Annotated in this window: 19 protein-coding genes; 10 read left to right on the top strand and 9 right to left on the bottom strand. The window is 69.5% G+C overall.

The annotated features are described in order from the left end of the window. The first annotated feature begins 163 nt into the window (after positions 1-163). Genes OG746_RS26465 through OG746_RS26445 form a run of 5 tightly spaced genes read left to right on the top strand, consistent with a single transcriptional unit; the run spans position 164 to position 4,610 of the window. On the top strand, positions 164-1,579 hold the full coding sequence (locus tag OG746_RS26465; protein ID WP_266718554.1) for a purine-cytosine permease family protein: 1,416 nt from the start codon (positions 164-166) through the stop codon (positions 1,577-1,579). After that, a complete protein-coding gene (locus tag OG746_RS26460) occupies positions 1,576-2,034 on the top strand; it encodes a RidA family protein (RefSeq protein ID WP_266718552.1) in 459 nt (152 codons plus the stop codon). Before OG746_RS26465 ends, OG746_RS26460 begins: the two co-directional genes overlap by 4 nt. After that, complete coding sequence (locus tag OG746_RS26455; protein WP_266718550.1) at positions 2,031-2,828, top strand: creatininase family protein; 798 nt, start codon at positions 2,031-2,033, stop codon at positions 2,826-2,828. The genes OG746_RS26460 and OG746_RS26455 overlap by 4 nt, the downstream gene beginning before the upstream one ends. A gap of 55 nt (positions 2,829-2,883) precedes the next feature. Next, positions 2,884-4,056, top strand: a complete 1,173-nt coding sequence (locus tag OG746_RS26450; RefSeq protein WP_266718548.1) for an alpha-hydroxy-acid oxidizing protein — start codon at positions 2,884-2,886, stop codon at positions 4,054-4,056. A gap of 53 nt (positions 4,057-4,109) precedes the next feature. Continuing rightward, complete coding sequence (locus OG746_RS26445; RefSeq protein WP_266718546.1) at positions 4,110-4,610, top strand: flavin reductase family protein; 501 nt, start codon at positions 4,110-4,112, stop codon at positions 4,608-4,610. A 9-nt stretch (positions 4,611-4,619) separates the two neighbouring features. On the opposite strand, the gene OG746_RS26440 is transcribed toward OG746_RS26445, so the two are convergent. Beyond that, positions 4,620-5,672: an LmeA family phospholipid-binding protein gene (locus OG746_RS26440; RefSeq protein ID WP_266718544.1), complete on the bottom strand. Its 1,053-nt coding sequence runs from the start codon at positions 5,670-5,672 to the stop codon at positions 4,620-4,622. A gap of 185 nt (positions 5,673-5,857) precedes the next feature. Between OG746_RS26440 and OG746_RS26435 the strand changes: the two genes are divergently transcribed. Next, on the top strand, positions 5,858-6,172 hold the full coding sequence (locus OG746_RS26435) for a hypothetical protein (RefSeq protein ID WP_266718542.1): 315 nt from the start codon (positions 5,858-5,860) through the stop codon (positions 6,170-6,172). A gap of 33 nt (positions 6,173-6,205) precedes the next feature. On the opposite strand, the gene OG746_RS26430 is transcribed toward OG746_RS26435, so the two are convergent. From OG746_RS26430 to OG746_RS26415, 4 genes are all read right to left on the bottom strand, one after another. Next, positions 6,206-7,645, bottom strand: coding sequence for an MFS transporter (locus OG746_RS26430; RefSeq protein ID WP_266718540.1), 1,440 nt, complete (start codon positions 7,643-7,645; stop codon positions 6,206-6,208). Between the two features lie 210 nt (positions 7,646-7,855). Further along, a complete protein-coding gene (locus tag OG746_RS26425) occupies positions 7,856-8,413 on the bottom strand; it encodes a hypothetical protein (protein ID WP_266718538.1) in 558 nt (185 codons plus the stop codon). Between the two features lie 113 nt (positions 8,414-8,526). Beyond that, complete coding sequence (locus OG746_RS26420) at positions 8,527-9,630, bottom strand: DUF4037 domain-containing protein (protein WP_266718536.1); 1,104 nt, start codon at positions 9,628-9,630, stop codon at positions 8,527-8,529. Positions 9,631-9,682: 52 nt separating this feature from the next. Then, positions 9,683-10,042 carry an STAS domain-containing protein gene (locus OG746_RS26415; RefSeq protein ID WP_266718534.1) on the bottom strand — a complete coding sequence of 120 codons (360 nt, stop codon included), beginning with the start codon at positions 10,040-10,042 and terminating at the stop codon, positions 9,683-9,685. Positions 10,043-10,229: 187 nt separating this feature from the next. On the opposite strand from OG746_RS26415, the gene OG746_RS26410 reads away from it, so the two are divergent. Both OG746_RS26410 and OG746_RS26405 read left to right on the top strand, forming a co-directional pair. After that, on the top strand, positions 10,230-10,352 hold the full coding sequence (locus tag OG746_RS26410; protein WP_266718532.1) for a hypothetical protein: 123 nt from the start codon (positions 10,230-10,232) through the stop codon (positions 10,350-10,352). A 57-nt stretch (positions 10,353-10,409) separates the two neighbouring features. After that, positions 10,410-11,153, top strand: coding sequence for a VOC family protein (locus tag OG746_RS26405; protein WP_266718530.1), 744 nt, complete (start codon positions 10,410-10,412; stop codon positions 11,151-11,153). Positions 11,154-11,196: 43 nt separating this feature from the next. Here the strand turns inward: OG746_RS26405 and OG746_RS26400 are convergent, their stop codons facing one another. The 4 genes from OG746_RS26400 to OG746_RS26385 all read right to left on the bottom strand — a co-directional run bounded on the left by OG746_RS26400 (position 11,197) and on the right by OG746_RS26385 (position 15,723). Beyond that, on the bottom strand, positions 11,197-12,399 hold the full coding sequence (locus OG746_RS26400; protein WP_266718528.1) for a Gfo/Idh/MocA family protein: 1,203 nt from the start codon (positions 12,397-12,399) through the stop codon (positions 11,197-11,199). Positions 12,400-12,487: 88 nt separating this feature from the next. Further along, positions 12,488-13,828 carry an ABC transporter substrate-binding protein gene (locus OG746_RS26395; RefSeq protein WP_266718526.1) on the bottom strand — a complete coding sequence of 447 codons (1,341 nt, stop codon included), beginning with the start codon at positions 13,826-13,828 and terminating at the stop codon, positions 12,488-12,490. Positions 13,829-13,838: 10 nt separating this feature from the next. Next, positions 13,839-14,765 (bottom strand): carbohydrate ABC transporter permease, encoded by a 927-nt coding sequence (locus tag OG746_RS26390; protein ID WP_266718524.1) that lies wholly within the window; start codon positions 14,763-14,765, stop codon positions 13,839-13,841. A 16-nt stretch (positions 14,766-14,781) separates the two neighbouring features. After that, the gene (locus OG746_RS26385) at positions 14,782-15,723 is read right to left on the bottom strand and encodes a carbohydrate ABC transporter permease (protein WP_266718522.1); all 942 of its coding nucleotides are present in this window, start codon (positions 15,721-15,723) and stop codon (positions 14,782-14,784) included. Between the two features lie 165 nt (positions 15,724-15,888). Here OG746_RS26385 and OG746_RS26380 point away from each other — a divergent pair, with 165 nt between their 5' ends. Both OG746_RS26380 and OG746_RS26375 read left to right on the top strand, forming a co-directional pair. Next, positions 15,889-17,097 carry an ROK family transcriptional regulator gene (locus OG746_RS26380; protein WP_266718520.1) on the top strand — a complete coding sequence of 403 codons (1,209 nt, stop codon included), beginning with the start codon at positions 15,889-15,891 and terminating at the stop codon, positions 17,095-17,097. Positions 17,098-17,127: 30 nt separating this feature from the next. Further along, a complete protein-coding gene (locus OG746_RS26375; RefSeq protein ID WP_266718518.1) occupies positions 17,128-18,684 on the top strand; it encodes a purine-cytosine permease family protein in 1,557 nt (518 codons plus the stop codon). The last annotated feature ends 85 nt before the right edge of the window (positions 18,685-18,769 follow it).

Raw genomic sequence — 18,769 nt, 5'->3', positions numbered from 1 at the left:
TCATCGCGTCAACCCTTGCAACAGGCCTTGACAGTAAGGCTTTTGGGACCAACTCTCGTGTGCAGATGTTCGCCACATCAACAATTGTCCTCGTGCGGGTTGGCCGGCCGGGAACGGCGTGACGTATCCGCTCGGTGACACGGCTCCAGCGTTGGAGGGCCTCATGGGTGGTAGTTCCGGAGCTGCGCGGCACCAGGGCGTACCCGTCGAGAGCAACGGGATCGAGCATGTCGCCGAGGACGAACGGCGGGGCAGGGTCTCCTCGTCGTTCACGCTCTGGTTCTCGGGAAATCTCCAGTACTCGGCCATCGTCGTCGGTGCGCTGCCGACCGCCTTTCTCGGGCTGAGCTTCGGTCAGGCCGCTCTCGCTCTGACGGTCGGCACCCTCGTGGGGAGCCTGCTGCTCGGGCTCACCTCGTCGATGGGGCCGCGGGCCGGCACGGCACAAATGGTCCAGTCCCGGGGCCCGTTCGGGTACCTCGGCAACGTCCTGCCGACGCTGCTCCTGTTCATGACGGGGTTCGGGTTCTTCGCCGTCAATACCGCGCTCGGCGCCTACATCGTGCGGTATCTGTTCGGCATTCCGTTCCTCGGTGCCGTTGTGCTCGTCGCCGGTTTCCAGATGGTCATCGTGGTCATCGGCCACGACCTCGTCCACAAGGTCGAGCGGGCGCTCGTGCCGGTCATGGGTGTGCTGTTCGTCGTGGTGACGGTCTACGGGCTGATGGCCGGCCATCTGACCGCCCCCGGCAAGGGCGCCGAGCACGGGGTCGTCGGGGCCATGCTCACGGCCGTCGCGCTCAGTTCGTCCCGGACCTTCGGCTTCGCGATCTGCGCCTCCGATTACACCCGCTATCTCCCCATCGGCACCAGCCGGAGGAAGGTGACCGGAGCCACCTTCCTCGGGGCCGCCGTCGCGGGGCTGTGGATGCATCTGCTGGGCGCGGCGATCGGCTCGGTGATCTTCCCGAAGAGCCCGACCGACCTCGTCACGGCCATCGCGCCCTCGGCCGTCGCCGTCCTCGCGCTGATCCCGCTGCTGGCCTCGACCGTCGCCGCCGGTGTCATCGACATCTACTCCGGGTCGCTCGCCCTGCTCATCGCCGACATCCCGCTGCGACGATGGGTGTCCGCCCTGGTCACCGGTGCCGCCGGGGGCTCGCTGGCCTGGTGGGCCGGGCTCGGTGACGCGGCGTTCGCCAACTTCCAGAACTTCCTGTTCGTCATGGGGTATTGGGTGGGGCCCTGGCTCGGCGTGACACTCACCGACCATCTGATGTCCCTGCGCGGTGACGGGGTGCGCCCGGCCTGGTTCTACGACCGGACCTGGCGGGTCGGCCCGGGACTTCCCGCTTTTGTCCTCGGCGTCCTGGTGTCGGTCCCGTTCATGAACCAGACCCTGTACGTCGGCCCCGTCGCCGCGCGGTACCCGTTCCTCGGTGACATCACCTACTGGATCGGCGGGGCCGTCGCAGCGCTGGCCTACTGGGCGATACGGCGCACCCGGACGTCCTGGTCGGTACGGGCCCACGCAGCACGGGACGCACAGGACACCGCCACCGACCGGAGCACGGTATGACGGCCAAGCGCGGGCTCGGCCCGCTGTATTACGGGACGGTCCAGCAGCCCTGGAGCCGTGGAGCCGCGGCCGGAGGCTGGGTTCTCACCAGCGGCATCGACGGCGTCGTCGACGACTCGGGGGCCACTCTGTCGGGCGTCGGAGCCCAGACCGTCATGGTCCTCGACCGCATCCGGACGATCCTCGCCGACGCGGGCTGCGCCGTCGACGACATCGTGGCGCTCGACCAGTACCTGGCCGATCCCGCCGAGCGGGCCGAGTACATGGACGTACGGGACCGGTGGCTCGCCGAGCACGGTCCCGGCCTGTACGCCCGGCGCGACTACGCGTCCCTGCTGATCTATCCGCGCCTGGCCACCCCTCAGATGCGGGTGGAGATCCGGGCGACCGCCTGTCTCCCCGAGCCGACCCATCCGACCCACCCGACCCATCCGACCCCGCAGGAGGGTTCATGACATCCCCGTCGCGCCGTTTCGCCGAGTTGAGCAGGGCCCAGGTCCGGGAGCGGTGCTCCGGCGCCTCCGTCGCGATCCTGCCGGTCGGCGCCGTCGAGCAGCACGGCCCGCACCTCCCCCTGATCACCGACGCGCTCGTCGCGGAGGCCGCGAGCGCGGCGGCCGTGGACTCCTACGGTGAGGCGCTCGATCTGTGGCTGCTGCCGACGCTGGGCTACGGCCGGTCCGTGGAACACGAGTGGTCACCGGGGACCCTGTCCCTGTCGACCGGCACGTTCGCCGCCGTGCTCGCCGACCTCGGCCGGAGCGTCGCCACGGCCGGGATCCGTCGGCTGGTCCTGGTCAATGGGCACGGCGGCAACAGCTCCGAGATCCAGACGATGCTGCGCGACCTCCGCAGGGCCCACGGACTCATGACCTTCGCCGTGAACGCCTTCCCGCCACCGGAGGAGGATCCGTTCGCCGGGATCGAGCAGGGGCAGGGCATCCACGGCGGGGCGGGCGAGACGTCGCTGATGCTGCACCTGCGCCCGGATCTCGTCGACATGGGCGCCGCCGCGCCACGTCTGCCCCGCGGCCTGAACAAGAACACGCACGTCCGTTTCGGCGGCAGCGTGAGTTTCGGCTGGCTGTCCGACGACTTCGGTCCTGACGGCTACCTGGGCGACCCGACGCAGGCGACCGCGGACGCCGGGCGGCGGGCCTTCGACGCGATGACCGCGCAGCTCGGTGAGCAGCTGGACGAGATCGCCCGCTTCGACTTCACCAACCACCTTGCCGGGCCCGCGTTCTGAACGGCGCCCGCCCCCCTATATCCCGCCCCCCTATTTCCCGTACGAAGGGACCGTCATGCCCGCACCGCAGTACGGCGACTACCAGTACGAGATCTACTTCGACGCCCTCGACGGCATCGCCCCACGCTTCCCGGTCGACGCCACGTCGCTCGAACGCAAGGCCGCCGAGGTGCTCCCCTGGTGGGTGCACTCCTACGTCGCCGGCGGGTGCGGCGACGAGGGCACGCAGCGTGCGAACGTGTCGGCGTTCGCCCACCACGGGATCGTGCCGCGGATGCTCAACGGGGCCTATGAACGGGACCTGTCGGTCGACCTCTTCGGGATGTCGCTGCCCAGTCCGCTGTTCATGGCACCGATCGGGGTGATCGGCCTGTGCAGCCAGGACTTCCACGGCGACATCGCCGTCGCCAAGGCTTCGGCGCGCACCGGCGTCCCGATGGTCGGCTCCGTGCTCATGCAGGACCCGATGGAGGACGTCGCACCGCACGCCGGTGACACCCCGGGGATGTTCCAGCTCTACGTTCCCCGCGACCGCGACCTGGCGGCGAGTCTGGTCGAACGCGCGGAAACGGCCGGATACCGCGCGATCGTGGTCACCGTCGACACCTGGACGACGGGCTGGCGACCGCGGGACCTCAACACGGGCAATTTTCCGCAGCTGCGCGGGCTCGTCCTGGAGAACTACTTCTCGGATCCGACGTTCCTCAAGCGGCTCGCCGCCCCTCCGTCCGAGGACCTGCGCGCGGCGGTCCGGGAGTGGATCGGGATCTGGGCCAACTCCCTGCAGTGGGACGACCTGCCCTGGCTGCGCTCGCTCACCTCGCTGCCGATCCTGCTCAAGGGCATCTGCCATCCTGACGACGTCCGCCGTGCCCGCGACGTCGGAATCGACGGCATCTACTGCTCCAACCACGGCGGCCGCCAGGCCAACGGCGGACTGCCTGCCCTGGACGCACTGCCCGGCGTGGTCGAGGCCGCCGACGGGATGCCGGTGCTGTTCGACTCCGGTGTTCGCTCCGGATCCGATGTGGCGAAGGCACTCGCACTGGGTGCGACAGCGGTCGGGGTGGGGCGACCGTACGCCTACGCGCTCGCGGTCGGGGGCGCGGACGGCGTGGTGTCCCAACTGCGGGCAATTCTCGCCGAGTTGGACCTCCTGATGGCGATCGACGGGTTCCCTGCCCTGGCCGACCTGCGGGCCGCGGGCACCGTACCGGTCAGGGGCTGACCTCCGCACGCGTACACCCTCCGCTACCGGCACACGGAACGGGAGAGAGACACATGAACACAGAGCAACTGCCGTCGTTCCGCGATGTCCTGGGCCACTTCGCGTCCGGCGTGACCGTGGTGACGGGGATCGGCGAGGACGGCCCGGTGGGCTTCACATGTCAGTCGTTCTCGTCACTGTCGTTGGAGCCACCGCAGATCATCATCCTGCCGGGACGGTCGTCCACCACCTGGCCGCGGATCGCGGCCGGCGGCCGGTTCTGCGTCAATATCCTCGCCGACCACCAGGACGACATCAGCACGACCTTCGCGACGTCGGGCATCGACAAGTTCGCCGGTGTCGCGTGGACCCGGTCCCCGTCGGGGTTGCCGCGGCTGGACGGGACGTGCGCGTGGCTCGACTGCACGGTCGCGGCGGTCCACCCCGGTGGGGATCACCTCATCGTCGTCGGCGCGGTGGACGATCTGGGGGCCGCGCTGCACGCCCGTCCCCTGTTGTTCCACCGCGGCCTCTACGCGGGGATGACCGGGCTGCAGCCGCAGACCGCGCAATGACTCCATGCGTCAGGTGCCCAACGGCACGTCCTTGCCGGAGAGTTGGGCGCGGATTCCCTCGTTCGTGACCGTGATGTCCCGCAGGCGCAGGTCGCCGGGCATGTCCTTGGGCAGTTGGGCCGAGAACTCCATCTTCTGTGCGACCTTCGGCTCCTGCAGCTTCTGCAGGCCCTGGATCAGTGACGGGTCGATACCGGCGGGCTTGAGCAGCGCAGGGTGGTCGGCCAGCGCGTCCAGGGCGCCGCCCTTCATGAGCTTTCCGGGGAGGAGTCGCTGTCCCGTGGCCTGTTCGGTCTCGCGTTGGTCCATCTTGTTGATGGTGGGTGCGGCCAGTTGCAGGCCGCCGCCCTTGCCCGGGGTGTAGGTGAGCAGGCCCGGGACCACGATCTTGGTGTCTTCCACGGACAGGGCCAGGCCCCGGTCCCCGGTCCGCTCCAAGTGCGCGCGGCCACGGATCTGGGCCTTCTTTCCGGCGACCGGGAGATCACCCTTGGCCTGCACCGTATTGCGCTGCTTTCCGGGGGCCAACGTCACCTGGGACGCGCCGACTTCGCGGTTGAGGTCGTCGAAGGACAGGAACACGTCGCCGCGGACCTTGCTCAGGACGGCGCCCTTGACGGAGGACGGGAGGCTGCCGACGATCCGGATGTCGTCGACCGATCCCTTCACCTGCGCGACCGAGACCGGCCCCGCGGGCACGTGGGGCACGTTGACCTCCACGTTGTCGATGTTGCCCATGGCGACCTGGCCCAGGAAGGGGAAGCTGTTGATGTGCACCTCGGGTTCGGCGTGCAGCTTCAGCGATTCCTGCACCTTCTCGGCCGCCATGTTCTCGGCGTAGAGCACCGCCCAGCGGTCCCCCAGCACGAGGAACGCGAGCACCACGACGAGGGTCGCCGTCACCTTCGCCGTTGTACGGGCGGGAGAGCGCAGCACCTTGCGCGCCGCACGTCGGCGGGCCTTGCGGGCCTTGCGGCCCAAGGGGGCGTCGTAGTCGTCCGGGGCAGATGCCTGGTCGGGGATGTGTGCCGTGGAGTCTTCGGGAGGGCCGTTCTCAATCACCGCCACATACGAACACAGGACCGCGCCCACACCCAAGTCCCGGTCCCACGACCCGTGCCGCACCCGTGAAGATTGCGTATCGACCCCGCGCACCGGCGAGAAGACCCGCAGTTCACGATGCTTACCTGCGGGGGTACGGCCGACCAGCCGACGGAAGACCGACCGCAAGAACGGGGAGCAACACCATGGCCAACCTTCACCTGAAGATGCTCAAGTGCATCGAGACCGAGGACTGGGTCGGCCACGACGATCCCAAGCTCGCCGTGAACGGCCAGAACATCCTGCTCCCGAGCATGAGCGGGGGCCAGAAGTACGCCATCGACGAGTACCACGCCTTCGACGACGAGGTCACCATCACGCTCCACGAAGCCGATGGCCTCCCGGGCGACAGAAGTGACCTCCTGGGATCGCACACGCTGACCGAGGAGGGCAGCGGCATCCTCAACTTCACCAAGGACGGGGCCAATTACCAGCTCTCGTACACCCTCACCCGGTCCTGACTCCCGACTGGGATCTGATCCATACGCCAGGCGCTAACCCTGTCCCACCGGCGCGGCCGCGACAAGGCGGCGGCCGCGCTGTGCGCGGTGGCCGGTGTCCGTGAGCAGGCGGCCGTTCGTCTCCGGGGCCCAGGCGAGCGCGGTGACACCTCCGATGAGGGAGACCACGCCCATGCCGGCCATGCACCAGCCCAGGCCGAGATGTTCCAGGCCGAGGGGCAGCAGGAAGGTGCCGACGGCCGCGCCGATCCTGCTCGCGGCGGAGGCGAGGCCCACGCCCGAGGTGCGGATCGCGGTGGGGAAGACCTCTTCGGGGTAGACGCCCGGCAGGATGCTCATGATTCCGTACGAGAAGAGGTAGCCGAAGAAGCAGGCGGTGCCCGCCCACAGCGGCAGCCGGTGGCCGAGGGCGACCAGGAAGAGGGCGATCGCGCAGCCGAACATCGGCCAGATCAGGATCTTGCGGCGGCCCACCTTGTCGACCAGGAACCAGCCGGTGACGGCCCCGACCAGCGCGACGATCGTCCCGAGCAGTGCCCCGGCCAGCGCCGAGCTACCCATGCCGATGGCGGTGAGGACGGTCGGCTGGAAGAAGGTCAGGGCGAAGTAGGGCAGCACGATGCAGATCCAGAACGTGCACACGAAGACGGTGCGCAGAATATAGTCCGGGGAGAAGAGCATCGAGTAGCGCGTGTCCTCGGCCTGTTCGGCGTGGATGTCGGCCGTGTCGGCGTCGATGTCGGCTGTGTCGGCGTCGAGGGTGGTACGTGTCCCGGTGGCGCCGAAGGACTCGGTCAGGACCTCAAGTGCCTCTTCGCGGCGGCCCATTGACATCAGCCAGCGCGGGGACTCCGGCAGTCCGTGCCGCAGCATCAGGCAGATCACCGCGGGTACGGCGCTCGCTGCGAGCGTGATGTTCCAGGCGGACGGCCAGTGGCTGTTGATCAGGTATCCGATGAGGTACGCCACCACGTAGCCGACGTTCCACAGGATCTCGAGGACGCCGAGATAGTTGCCGCGCCGCACGCGCGGCGCGAACTCGGCGAGCAGCGGGGAGCCGATCGAGTAGTCGGCGCCCACCGCGAGGCCCATCACCAGGCCGAGGACCATGACCTGCCAGGGGGCGGTCACGAACAGCATGAGCACCGCGCCGGCCAGGAACACCGACAGGTCGATCGTGAACATCGGGCGACGGCCGACCCGGTCGGTCAGATAGCCGAGGAAGAGGCCGCCGAAGAAGGTGCCGACGAGTGTCGACGACGAGATCAGGGTGGCCCAGGTGAGGGTGACGCCGATCTCGCGGGACATCGCGCTGCCGGCCAGCGCGGAGGCGACGGAGGCGAACACGAACCCGTCGATGAACATGCCGCCGCCGGTGGCTGCGGTCAGCCGCCACAGGAAGCGGCGTGGGTCACGGGTGCTGCCTCCGGGGCGAGAGAACCCCTCGGGTGAATGCGCGGCTCGAGACGACAAGGCGGCGTGGGTCCTTTCCCTGTGCGGTCGCCGGGTCGGCCCGGCCACCCAGTTAGGTGTAGGACGCACGTGCCCCGAAGTTCCGGTGGCATTCCCGTACTTCACGGGATCTCCTCGCAGTGACGAGCCAGGACATCCCGCGGGGCGGGGCACATCAGGGCGAACCGTCCCAGGACCGCGCGGGCCCGCGTCGGCACGCGTCGGCCCGCCTCAGCCCGCGTCCGTCAGCTCCAGGGACAGCCGGGAGGTCACCGCATCCGCGAGTGCCGCCGCCGCGTCCTCACCGAGTCGCGCCGAGCGGGCATGGTCGCGCACCAGACGGCGTACGGCGTCGAGTTGGGTCGCGGTGAGGGAGCGGATCGTGGGAGGGGCCTGGGGCCGTCGGCGGAACAGGTGGTGCAGCAGCGGCGTGCGGCGTCGCGAGCGGCCGTCGATGGCCCGGCAGGTGGTGCGCCGAGCCGCCTCGTCCAGCGCCAGCCACACCACCGGGGTGACCGGCGCGGTGACATCGACGTGACCGCATTCGAGCGATCCCATGTGCGGGTCGGTGTGCGGGTCCATGTGCGGGTCAGTGTGCGAGTCCGCGCGCGGGTCCATGTGCGGTTCCGCGTACGGCTCCGGATGCGACTCCATGTCTCGAACTCGCCGCTCGAAGAGGCGGGTTACGCGGCCCTCATCCAGGGGCGCCAACTGGTCCAGCAACAGGACCTCGTCCGGCGCCACCTCGGCGACCACGTCCCGCACCACGTCACGCACCTTCGCGCCCACGACGGCCCTCCCGTCCGACCACCGGACCATGGTGCCCGGCCGCCCCCGGCTTCGTCAGGACCAGTTCACGCCGCTCCTGAGCCGGTTCCGGTCCCCCGCGCACCCCGGTCGGCTCACTGGATCGCGTCCACCGCGGCGCGCACGGCCCGGGGCTGGCGGAGCAGATCGGTGCTGTCCGACCACTGGTCCACGCCTCCCACCAGAGGCCGTTCACGTAGAGCCGGGTGTGTGAGGGTGCGGGCCAGGGCCTGGGCGAAGCGATCGGCGTGCAGCACCAGGAAGGGGCGGGAGTGGTAGGGGCGTCGGTTCGGGTCCAGTGGGGTGGTCAGTCCGGTCGCGTTGTGCAGCGTGGCCACGGCCTCGTAGGCGTCACACAAGTGCCGTTCTCGGGTGGGGTGATCCGGGGCCGCGAGCGCGCCGCGCAGCGACGGGGCGAGCGAGTCCGCCACCGGCAGCCGGCCGAAGGAGCTCCCGAGCCACTTGCTGTACGGAACGTAGCGCCGGTCCAGGAGCAGGCACAGGCGCATCAGGTCGCGCACGAGGCGGCCTGCCACCAGGGCTGATCCGATGTCGTCGCCGCTTTCCGCGCAGCGGCCCACGAACGCCTCTTCCTGGGAGATGCGCTGCCACTGGCACGCCAGCACGTACCGCCACACCTGGTCCGGGTACCGCGCCAAGGTGCGCCGCAGGGCGGTGAGGGTGCCGGGCTCGTCGTGGAACACCATGCCGCCGGTGGTCTCGGCGAGTCGCTGCTGGGGCATGGCCAGCCATTCGTTCACGCTCGGTTCCGCGTCGGCCGCGGGCAGTCCGAGGTGTCCGGCCGCCCAGTCGTCCACGGTGTGGAGGTCGACGCGGTGGTTGACCGGGCCGTCAGTGGCTTGCATGCGGCCGACCGGGTCCAGCGGGTTCCCGCTCTCCTGGAAGTGCGTGGGCCAGCCCCGTACGTGCTTGGGCAGCCGCTGTGCAAGGACGTCGTGGATACGCGCGCCGTGTTCGGCCCGGTCCTCGGGCGTCAGGAAGAGTTCCAGCCGTGGACCCCACTCGTGGTCAGCGGACCGTGGTGTGTCGAAGCCGAGTACCTCGGATCCACCGCCGATGCGGGCGGCCGCGTGGCGCAGCCCGGGGAACGCCTCCCGCAGGATCGGCCGTACGGCCTCTTCGTACAGGGCCCTGGACAGTTCGAGGCCGGGGAGAAACCGGGCGTCGGAGTTCGTCATGGCACCACTGTGCGGTACGCCCTTGCGTGCCGGTGGGGTCCGGGCCGGGCGCCTATCGCAGTGCGGAGCCCGATCCCGCGCCGGCGTCCCGGTCCCCCAGCGTGTCCGTCGACCGGCCCGAGATCTTTTCGAGGGCCGCGGCGACATCGTCGTGCACGCCAAGGGGCAGGCGGTCCGCCCCCGCGGCGCGCAGCACGGCCTGCTCGGAGGCGTCCGCCACGACGGCCAGCGCGCCGCCGCCCGCCACCATGTCCAGACCCGCCTCGACGAACTGCCGCGCCCCGTCGGCCCCGCAGAGTTCGGCGTCCTGGAAGTCCACCACCAGACCGGACTGACCCGTGGCGCCCAGCCGCCCCATCAGTGCACCCAGCTCCGCCGCGGCATCGGCATCGAACCGGCCCACGACCTGCACGACCAGGACACCTCCGTCCTCCCAGCGCACAGGAAACCGAACCCGAGCCTGCCCCATAACCGTCCCTTCAGCCGCCGAGGCGTCCCTGTCACGCGCAGCGCCTCCGGCGGCGCGCCTACCCCCTCCCTGCCACTCCACGCATGTCGAAGGCCGACCCTGCGCGGCTCCCCCGGCACACCGGCCCATCATGCCCAGGTCGAGGCGGTCGGCGCGACGCTTGGCCCGCGTCGAGTCGTTCAGGACGTTCGGGTTCCGGTTCGCCATGATCGAGGTGGCGGCCATGGAGTTCGAGGCGGGGCATGCGAAATGATCACCGTTCGGCGACACCACGTACCTGTGCGGCAGCGGTGTGCATAGGGTCTCCGGCATGGCTCTGAGACCGGTTCAGGTGAACATCAAGGCCCTTGACGATGCGGTCGTCGGGCGGTTCTGGGCGGACGCGCTCGGCTGGGGCGTGTCCAGTGAGGCACCCGGTGTGACCAATGTGGAGCCCGGTGGCGGCTTCGTGTGGCCGGACGCGAGCGCCGTGTGCATCGACGTGGTCACCGTTCCGCACGCGAAGACGGCGACGAAGAACCGTGTGCACATCGATCTCGCGACCACCTCCCCCGCTCATCAGGCGGAGACGGTCGCGCGGTTGAAGCAGCTCGGGGCGACGCCCGCCGACGTCGGCCAGGGCGATGTGCCGTGGACCGTGCTCGCCGACCCGGAGGGCAATGAGTTCTGCGTGCTGGAGCCCCGGGAGGTCTACCGGGACACCGGGCCGATCGCGGCCGTGGTGGTCGACTGTGCGGACCCGCGGGCCATGGCCCGGTTCTGGGGCGGGGCGACGGACTGGACGGTGCGCGAAGTGGCCGACGACCGGGCCGTGTTGCGCTCCTCCCAGGGGGTGGGCCCGTATCTCGAGTTCCTTCGTTCGTCGGACGGCAAGACCGTGGAGGACCGCGTTCACATCGATCTGCTGCCGTACGCCGGTGACGACAAGGAGGCGGAGGTCACCCGCCTGAGGACCCTCGGCGCCACCGACATCGACCTCGGCCAGGGCGACGTCCCGTGGACGTGTCTCACCGATCCCGAGGGACACGACTTCTGCGTCCTCGGGCTGGGCTAGGGCCTGATCCGAACGATCAGGCCCTCACCCCGCCCGGCCCTACTCAGGCCCCCGGCGCGTCCCCGAAGTCCGGGATCTCCAGGCGTGCCCCGCCCTGGCGCGCCGAGTCGTGGGCGACGATGCCCGGCAGCGTGTAGCGCGCGGCCACCCACGCGTTCACCGACGGCAGGGTGCGGGTGTTGACCGCGGTGACGAAGTCGTCCACCAGGAAGTGGTGGCTGCCCTCGTGGCCGTTGGGCATGTCGTCGTAGACGCGGGGCAGGCGGGAGCGGTCGTGGACGGGGGCCGAGCCCGACGTGAACGCGGCGCGCAGGGCGGGCGCGATCTTCTCGAGCGACGGGTCGTCCGGGCTGAGCGACGGCTTCGGTTCGAGGAGTTCGGTGATGTCCTGCACGCCCTTCTTGTCCTGCCAGAAGCTGACCGTGGCGAGCTGCTCCATGCTGGCGTCCGTGCCGAAGAACCGGAAGCGTGACTCCCTGATGTGCGAGGGGTAGCCGACCCGCCGGAACTCGTTCGTACGGAACGAGCCGCCACCGGCGACCTCGAAGAGCGCGGTGGCGTTGGAGATGTCGTTGCCGAACTGGCTGACCTCGGTGTCGAAGACACCGTCGCCGCGCTCGTCCTTCACACCGATCGCAGACACACTCACCGCGTGGGTCCGCCACGCGCCGAGCACTCCGCCGACCGCGTGTGTCGGGTAGAGCAGCGGCGGATAGCTGGCGGTCTCCTTCCAGCGTTCGCCTCCGCTGTACTGGTACGCCTCGTAGAAGCCGAGGTCCATGTCGTGGACGTAGTCGCCCTCCGCGTAGAAGAGCCGTCCGAAGGCGCCGTCGGCGATCTGGTTGCGGGCGTGCACGGTGGCGGGGTTGTACTCGCTGGTCTCGCCCATCATGTACGTGAGTCCGGTGCGGCGGACCGCGTCGATGATCGCCGCGATCTCGTCGCGTGTGATGGCCATCGGGACGGCCGAGTAGACGTGCTTGCCGGCTTCGAGGCCCTGCAGGACGAGCGGGCCGTGGGTCCAGCGCTGCGTGAAGATGGCGACGGCGTCGATGTCGCGGGACTCCAGCATCGCCTCGTACGAGGGGAAGGTTCCGGCGAGGCCCTCTTTCGCGGCCAGTTGCTCGGCTCGCTCCGGCAGCAGGTCGGTGACGTGGACGGCGTCGACGCCCGGGTGGGCGAGGAACAACTTGGCGAAACCGCCGGCGAACTGTCCGGCGCCGACAATGCCGAGGGTGAACGTCATGTGCGCATGCCTTTCGCTACGTGCTGCGTGGTCGCTATGTGTCGCTGCGTGCTGCGTGGTCGCTACGTGCTGTGCGTTCGCTGCGTGGTCACTGGTCGAGCAGGAGGTTGATCTGGTCGTTGGTCTCGTCGAGGCGTCTCGCGGGCGCCCCGTTGCCGAAGACGTCCTGCATGGCGGGGTGCATGAGGGCGTAGACGTCGGCGGCGTAGTTGGTGATCGGGAAGGGGAAGGTGCGGTACTGCTTGCGGTCGTCGACCGGGGTGGTGAAGGCCGAGGTGTCGATGCCCTTCTTCTTGTAGGCCGCGACGGCCGTGTCCGTCCCCGACGGTGTCGCGGGGAAGACGATCCCGTACCGGCCGACCGTCCGCTGGCAGGCGTCGGAGGCCATGTACGCGACCCACTTCTTGGCGCCCGCCTTGTTGCGGGCGCCCTTGGTGACGGAGTCGGCGAGGCCGTTCATCATGGTGGCGCGCTTGCCGGTGGGTCCTGTGGGGTTGCGGACGGTGCCGAAGTCGATGCCTTTGAACCCGGCGTAGGTGGAGAGCATCCAGGCGCCGTCGAAGGCGGTGGCGGCGCGGCCCGCGGCGAACTGGGCGTTGGACTGGTTCAGTCCGGCGTTCCAGGCGGTGAAGGGCGCCATGTAACCCTTCTTCGCGAGGCCGAAGTACCACTCGATGACGGACTGGAAGGTCTTGTCGCCGTACCGGTACTGCTCGCCCCAGCGCTTCCTGTCCGTGTAGGACCAGCCGGCGGAGCCGGTGAACGGGCTCCACTGGGTCTGGCCGTCGCCGTCCCCTGCCCCGTTGGTGGCGAGGCCGTAGGTCTTGACCTTGTGCTTGTCGAAGCCGGGTTCGTCGCCGCGCTTGCCGTTGCTGTCGACGGTGAGGTGGGCGATGGCCTTCTCGAAGGTGCCGCCGTCCTTCGGGTTCCAGCGCAGCCCGTCGAGGTCCTTCGGGGTGAGGTCGGCGTCGTCGAGCATCTTCTTGTTGTAGAAGAGCGAGACGGTGTCCCAGTCCTTCGGCGCGCCGTAGCGGTGTCCGTCCTGGGCGACCCAGTTTTCCGCGAGGCCCGGTTGATAGTCCGTGTCCTTCATACCGAGGTCGTCGAGCGGTTCGAGCACCTGCAGGTCGGTGAACTGGCCGAACTTCTGGATGTGGTTGGTGAAGACGTCCGGCTCGGTGCCGGAGATGAAGCTCGCCGTGAGCTTGGTCCAGTAGTCGTCCCAGCCGATCTGGGTGAACTTCACGTCAAGGCCGCGGTGTTGCTTCTCGAAGTCCTTCGCGCAGGCCTCGTAGGCGGGCAGTTGGTTGGCGTCCCACAGCCAGTACGTCACGGTTCTCGACGAGCGGGCGCCGGGGTCGCTGCCCGCGCACCCGGTCAGCGACAGCGCCAGTACTCCGGTCAGCGCGACGAGCGTACGAAATCGCATCCGGTGCCTCCTACTTGAGTCCGGTGAAGCTGATGGAGCTGACGATCCGGCGCGCGAACACTCCGAAGAGCAGCAGCATCGGGAGCGCCGCGATGAGGGTCGCCGCCATGAGCCCGGACCAGTCGAATCCGGACTGCGGGGTCTGCGCGCGGAACATCGCGAGGGCGACGGTGAGGACGCGGGAGCTGTCGCTGTACGACACCATCAGCGGCCAGAAGTAGTCGTTCCAGGAGGTGATGTACGTCAGGACGGCGAGGGTGATGACCGGGGTGGACGCCATGGGCAGCAGCACCCGGAAGAAGATCCGGATCCGGCCCGCGCCGTCCAGGAGCGCGGCCTCCTCGACCTCGAGCGGGATGTTCATGAAGAACTGACGGAGGAAGAAGACGGCGAACGGTGTCATGAACATCGTGGGCAGCGCGATCCCGAGCAGCGAGTCGATCAGCCCGAGTTCCTTCACGAGCACGAAGTTCGGCAGCAGCGTGAAGATCGAAGGCACCATGAGACCGCCGAGGAACAGCGCGAACACGGTGTTGCGGCCACGCCAGTTGAGCCGCGCGAACGCGTAGGCGGCCATGGCGGAGAACAGGATCTGGCAGACGGTGATCAGCGTCGAGACGACGATCGAGTTGAGCAGGTAGCGCCAGAAGTCGAGACCGCCGCCCGCGCCGCCCTGGGCGACGGCCTCCTTCGTCGACTGCAGCCCGAGGGCGCGCTCGAAGCCGCCGCCCGTCGGCTCGACGGGCAGCACGGAGGTCGGGTCGGCGGCGATGCCCGGGTTGGAGGAGAGCGCGGTGCGCAGCACCCAGTAGAACGGCAGCAGGGTGACGAGAACGATCGCGCCCATCGTGGTCCAGGCGACGGCGCGCCCGAAGGAGGGCCGGCGCCGGGCGGGCCGGGCGCTGCGCGCAGGTGCGGGTGCGGTGGTGGTGGCCATGTCGGTGCTCCTCTCTTCAGCCGAGGTCGGTCTGTCCGGCCCGGGTGATCCGGTACTGGACGATGGTGATCACGCTGAGCACGACCAGCAGGGCCACGGACATCGCGGAGGCGTAGCCGAACTGGAAGCGGCCGAACGCCGAGCCGTAGATGTAGAACTGCAGCACGTTGGTGGCGTTGGCGGGCCCGCCTGCCGTGGTCACGGCGACGGTGTCGAAGACCTGGAAGGAGCCGATCACCGTCATGATGAGGACGACCGCGAGGACCGGCCGCAGCAGTGGCATGGTGATGCGGGCGAACATCCGCCACTCGCTCGCGCCGTCGACGCGCGCCGCCTCGTACATGTCGTGGGGTATCGCCTGGAGTCCCGCGAAGAGGAGCAGCGCGGTGTAGCCGACGTGCCGCCACACGTTGATGAGCGCGATGGTGGGGATGGCCCAGGTCTCGTCGGCGAGGAACGGGATCCGGTCGAGGCCGACGCCGGCGATGATCTCGTTGCCGATGCCGAGTTGGGTGTCGAGCATCCAGAGCCAGACGAGGCCGGCGACGACGTTGGACATCAGATACGGCGTGAGGACGATGCCGCGCAGGAGGGAGGACTGCGTGAGCCGGTGCAGCAGGACGGCGATGCCGAGCGCGGCCACCGTCTGCACGCCGATGTTGACGAGGACGTATTCGACGGTGACCTTCAACGAGTCCCAGAAGATGGGGTCGTTGACCATGCGCTCGTAGTTGGCGAGGCCGACCCACTCCGGTGGTGTGAGGAGGTTGAAGCGGGTGAAGCTCAGCCAGATGCCGCGCAGGGTGGGCCACAGCAGGAAGACGGCGAAGCCGAGCATGGCCGGAGCGATGAAGAGTGCGGCGATCGCACCGTCACCGAGGGGACGTCTGCGCTTCTCCCGCGGGGCACTGCCGGTGAGCGGCAGATGTCTCGGCGGGCTGCTGGAGGTGACAGTCATCGGGACTCCCTCGTCTGCGATTCGGCCTCGTCCTCGGCTTGGTTACTTTCGCGGCAGAACTTTCGGGCCGTCAAGATGCGTGCAGCGACTACCTGAAAGGGGTTGCTGCGACTTAAAGTGACGTCATTCCTTTTGCAACAGAAGGAACGGGGAGAGGGGTTGGCGATGAACGCGAAGGCGGACACCTGGGTGCCGCTCAGTTCGGGCGAGCGCGCCGTGGCGTTGGAGGTGCTCACCCGTGGGCCGTTGTCGCGCAGTGAGCTCGCGCGGCGCCTCGACCTGTCGGCGGGCAGCCTCACCCGGCTGACCAAGCCACTGATCGAGTCGGGGCTGCTGGTCGAGGCACCGGAGGGCCCGGCGCGCTCGGAGTCACGCCAGGGCCGACCGTCCCGCCCCCTGGACATCGTCGCCGAGTCCCGCACCTTCGCCGGATTCAAGGTCACCGAGGACACGGTCTACGGCGTCGTCACCACGCTCAGGAGCGACATCGTGGCCTGCCGCGACGCGCCGCTCGCGAGCCGCGAACCGGATCAAGTCGTCGCAGCCATAGGCGAGTTGACCGATGCGTTCGCCCACGAGTTTCCCTCGCTGTGCGGCATCGGGATCGGGCTCGGCGGCCGCGCGCAGGACCGTTCGGTCGTCGACGAGTCGGCGTTCCTCGACTGGCGGGACGTGCCGCTCGCGCGGCTCGTGCGCGAGCGCACCGGGCTGCCCGCGGTCGTCGAGAACGATGTGAGCGCCCTCGTCGAGGCCGAGAGCTGGTTCGGGGCAGGCCGGGGCCTGGACCGGTTCGCGGTGCTCACGATCGGGGCGGGGCTCGGGTACGGCCTGGTCAGCGGGGGCCGGCGGGTGGCGACGGCCGAGGACGGGCTCGGGGTGGGCCGCTTCTGGATCGTCGATCCGTCCGGGCCGCTGACCCCCGACGGTCGGCGCGGCAGCGCCGTCTCCCTTCTCACGATCCCCGGCATCCGCCGCCAGGTGCGGGCCGCCACGGGCGAGGACGCGACGTACGAGGAGATCCTCGCGCGCGCCGTCGAGGGCGAACCGCTCCCGGCCCGGGTGGTCGGCGAGGCGGCCCGCGCGCTCGGCACGCTCGTCGCGCAGATCGCGAACTTCGCGATGCCGCAGAAGATCCTGCTCGCCGGGGAGGGCGTCGGCCTCGTCGACGTGGCGGCCCCCGTGATCGAGGAGACGATCCGCACGAACCGCCACCCGCGGGCCGACCCGGTCAATCTGGAGACCAAGGTCTCCGACTTCCACGACTGGGCGCGCGGCGGGGCCGTGCTGGCGATTCAGGTCCTTGTCCTGGGGACCGCCGGTCCGGGACCCGGTTCCCGTGCCGCCGCCGGGACACGGGTACCGTCACCCCGTTGAAGTCCGGCAAGATCCAAAAGGCGGTTACGCATGGCCGACGCGGCCCCCGGCGCCACAACGTCCCCCAGTGTCACGGAAGTTGAGACCCACGGTGTCGAGCGGATTCCCGACGGGGACCGCACGGCCCGTCCCCTCGACCTGTTCCGTCTCGCCTTCGGCGGCGCCAACACCTTCGCCACGTGTGTGCTCGGCGCGTTCCCGATCCTGTTCGGCCTGTCCTTCTGGCAGGGGCTCGCCGCGACGGTCCTGGGCCTGGTGGCGGGCGCGCTGCTGCTGGCGCCGATGTCCGTGTTCGGCCCGGCCAACGGCACGAACAACGCGGTGTCCTCGTCCGCACATCTGGGTGTGCACGGCCGTGTCGTCGGCTCGTTCCTGTCGCTGCTCACGGCGATCGCGTTCTTCTCGATCTCCGTGTGGTCGTCCGGCGACGCGCTGATCGGCGCGGCGCACCGGCTGGCGGGGCTGCCCGAGTCGGACCTCTCCTACGGCGTCGCGTACGCGGTGTTCGCGGGGCTCGTCCTGACGGTGTGCGTGTACGGGTTCCGGTTCATGCTCTTCGTGAACAAGATCGCGGTGCTGGCCGCTTCGGCGCTGTTCGTGCTCGGTGTGTTCGCGTTCGCGGGGGACTTCGACCCCGGCTACACGGGGTCGTTCGCCTCCACGTCGACGCCGATGTTCTGGCCGTCGTTCATCGGCTCGGCGCTGATCGTGCTGTCCAACCCGGTGTCGTTCGGCGCGTTCCTCGGTGACTGGTCGCGCTACATCCCTGCGGCCACACCGCGCGGGCGGGTCATGGGCGCGGCGTTCCTCTCGCAGATCGCGACACTGCTGCCGTTCCTGTTCGGCCTCGCCACCGCGTCGGTGATCGCCGCGAAGGCGGAGAAGTACCTGGATCCAGCGGCGCCGAACTACGTGGGCGGACTCCTGGCCATCTCCCCCGGCTGGTACTTCCTCCCGCTGTGCCTGATCGCGCTGATCGGCGGCATGGCGACGGGCACGACCGCCCTGTACGGCACGGGCCTCGACTTCTCCTCGGTGTTCCCCCGCTTCGGGCGTGTGCAGGCGACGGTCTTCATCGGTTCGCTGTCGATCGCGTTCATCTTCGTCGGCCGGTTCGCCCTGAACCTCGCCCAGTCGATCTCCACGTTCGCCACGCTCATCATCACGTGCACCGCACCGTGGATGGTCGTCATGGCTCTCGGCTACGTGACCCGGCGCGGCTGGTACGACGCGGAGGCGCTCCAGGTCTTCAACCGGCGCCAGCGCGGCGGGCGTTACTGGTTCACGCACGGCTGGAACTGGCGTGGTCTGTCGACGTGGCTGGTCTCGGCCTGCATGGCGCTGCTGTTCACGAATCTGCCGGGCCAGTTCGTCGGCCCGCTCGGCACACTCGCGGGCGGCACCGACATCTCGCTCCCGGTCGGCCTCGTCCTCGCCGCCGTCGTCTATCTCGCCCTGCTGTTCCTCTTCCCCGAACCGTGCGCGGTGTACGGGCCGGACGGGCCGCGTCTGGTGCGCGCTTCGGAGGCGGAGGTGCCGCCGATCACGGGAGACGCACCGGCAACGGCACCGACCGGCACCGCCTGACGGCCGAGCCGACGGGCCCAAGTCGCCTCCCGTAGCCCCGAGTTGAAGCGACACCTGGTGAAGGCCTGCCCATGGCATGATCGCG

It is taken from the genome of Streptomyces sp. NBC_01016 (assembly GCF_026341035.1).
GTDB lineage: Bacteria > Actinomycetota > Actinomycetes > Streptomycetales > Streptomycetaceae > Streptomyces.
The sequence above is the reverse complement of the archived record's forward strand: the minus strand, read 5'-3'. Positions and strand labels throughout refer to the sequence as shown.

Excerpts from the sequence above, each read along its gene's own strand:
- OG746_RS26465 (WP_266718554.1), top strand. The coding sequence starts at position 164 with ATGGGTGGTAGTTCCGGAGCTGCGCGGCACCAGGGCGTACCCGTCGAG.
- OG746_RS26460 (WP_266718552.1), top strand. The coding sequence starts at position 1,576 with ATGACGGCCAAGCGCGGGCTCGGCCCGCTGTATTACGGGACGGTCCAG.
- OG746_RS26455 (WP_266718550.1), top strand. The coding sequence starts at position 2,031 with ATGACATCCCCGTCGCGCCGTTTCGCCGAGTTGAGCAGGGCCCAGGTC.
- OG746_RS26450 (WP_266718548.1), top strand. The coding sequence starts at position 2,884 with ATGCCCGCACCGCAGTACGGCGACTACCAGTACGAGATCTACTTCGAC.
- OG746_RS26445 (WP_266718546.1), top strand. The coding sequence starts at position 4,110 with ATGAACACAGAGCAACTGCCGTCGTTCCGCGATGTCCTGGGCCACTTC.
- OG746_RS26435 (WP_266718542.1), top strand. The coding sequence starts at position 5,858 with ATGGCCAACCTTCACCTGAAGATGCTCAAGTGCATCGAGACCGAGGAC.
- OG746_RS26420 (WP_266718536.1), bottom strand. The coding sequence starts at position 9,630 with ATGACGAACTCCGACGCCCGGTTTCTCCCCGGCCTCGAACTGTCCAGG.
- OG746_RS26410 (WP_266718532.1), top strand. The coding sequence starts at position 10,230 with ATGCCCAGGTCGAGGCGGTCGGCGCGACGCTTGGCCCGCGTCGAGTCG.
- OG746_RS26405 (WP_266718530.1), top strand. The coding sequence starts at position 10,410 with ATGGCTCTGAGACCGGTTCAGGTGAACATCAAGGCCCTTGACGATGCG.
- OG746_RS26400 (WP_266718528.1), bottom strand. The coding sequence starts at position 12,399 with ATGACGTTCACCCTCGGCATTGTCGGCGCCGGACAGTTCGCCGGCGGT.
- OG746_RS26395 (WP_266718526.1), bottom strand. The coding sequence starts at position 13,828 with ATGCGATTTCGTACGCTCGTCGCGCTGACCGGAGTACTGGCGCTGTCG.
- OG746_RS26390 (WP_266718524.1), bottom strand. The coding sequence starts at position 14,765 with ATGGCCACCACCACCGCACCCGCACCTGCGCGCAGCGCCCGGCCCGCC.
- OG746_RS26385 (WP_266718522.1), bottom strand. The coding sequence starts at position 15,723 with ATGACTGTCACCTCCAGCAGCCCGCCGAGACATCTGCCGCTCACCGGC.
- OG746_RS26380 (WP_266718520.1), top strand. The coding sequence starts at position 15,889 with ATGAACGCGAAGGCGGACACCTGGGTGCCGCTCAGTTCGGGCGAGCGC.
- OG746_RS26375 (WP_266718518.1), top strand. The coding sequence starts at position 17,128 with ATGGCCGACGCGGCCCCCGGCGCCACAACGTCCCCCAGTGTCACGGAA.